This is a genomic window from Streptomyces sp. NPDC058964, from assembly GCF_042741275.1.
In the GTDB taxonomy this organism is placed as follows: Bacteria; Actinomycetota; Actinomycetes; order Streptomycetales; family Streptomycetaceae; genus Streptomyces.
Genome location: NZ_JBHYKH010001049.1, coordinates 1 through 1100 on the forward strand (window position 1 = coordinate 1; position 1100 = coordinate 1100).

The following is a 1100-nucleotide window of genomic DNA, read 5'->3' on the forward strand; positions in this document are numbered from 1 at the left end:
CCGCACATAGGGCGTGATCGTAATCGGCGCGGGTCGGGTGGGCGAGTGTGTCGCCTATCGGGCCCACGCTGCGGGGATCACCACGGTGAGCGTGGAAGGCCAACCGATCGGCGGCGAGTGCTCGTACTGGGCCTGCGAGCTGAGCAAGGCCCTGCTGAGGCCGGTGCCGGCTCGCGCAGATGCGCGGCGTGTCCCGGGGCTGGGTGATGCGGCAGACGGTCCCCTGGACGTCGCCGCCGTGCTCGCCCACCGCGACGATATGGCGTCGCACCGGGACGACGTCAACCAGGTCGAGTGGCTTCGGGCGGTGTCCGTCGACCTTCTTCGCGGTCATGGACGACTGGATGGGCCCAAACGCGTGTCGGTGAGGACCTCGGAGGGTGACACAGTCCTGCTGACCGCACATCACGCCGTCGCCCTCTGTACGGGTAGTACACCGCCTCGCCACATCCATCCACCGGGCGCCCGCCTACGCACCGGCGCCACACACCTACCCCCATCGCATCCCCGCTTTATTGGTGGGTCGGAAGGAGTACTCCCATGAGTGATCTGATCACCACCGCCATCGAGGCACACGGTGGCCTGGACCGCTACAACTCGTACAGCTCGGCCACGGTGGACTTCCGCCTCGGCGGGTCGCTGTGGCGGCTGAAGGGACGGGAGGGCATTCTGAGTCATGCAGCTGTGCGGGTCGACCTGCACCGGCAGCACGCCAGCCACTATCCCTTCACCAACAACCTGCGGACCTCCCTCACCGCCGAGCGGGTGGCCATCGAGACCGTCAGCGGCGAGGTGAAGGCCGAGCGGTTCAACCCTCGCGCCTCGTTCCCGAGCGACGTGACCGCGCCCTGGGACGATCTGCACGTCGCCTACTTCGCCGGGTATGCCATGTGGACGTATCTGACGTCCCCGTTCACCTTCCGCTGGGACGGGTTCGAGGCTTTAGTGCTGTCTCCGGTGACCGAGGAGGGAGAAGTCTGGCGGCGCCTGCAGGTCACCTTCCCGGACCACATCGCGACCCACTGTCGCGAGCAGGTCTTCTACTTCGGCCCGGACGGACTGCTACACAGGCCCCACGACACGCCCCATGTCAGAAACTC

At 67.1% G+C, this 1100-nt stretch carries 2 protein-coding genes; both read left to right on the plus strand.

Annotation, left to right across the window (positions count from 1 at the left end; all coding sequences use genetic code 11):
• Positions 1-37 precede the first annotated feature (37 nt).
• Positions 38-544, plus strand: a complete 507-nt coding sequence (locus ACFW2E_RS47565) for a hypothetical protein (RefSeq protein ID WP_384478576.1) — start codon at positions 38-40, stop codon at positions 542-544.
• The coding region (locus tag ACFW2E_RS47570; RefSeq protein ID WP_384478574.1) for a hypothetical protein at positions 541-1100 on the plus strand (560 nt) is incomplete at its 3' end. The genes ACFW2E_RS47565 and ACFW2E_RS47570, both read left to right, overlap by 4 nt.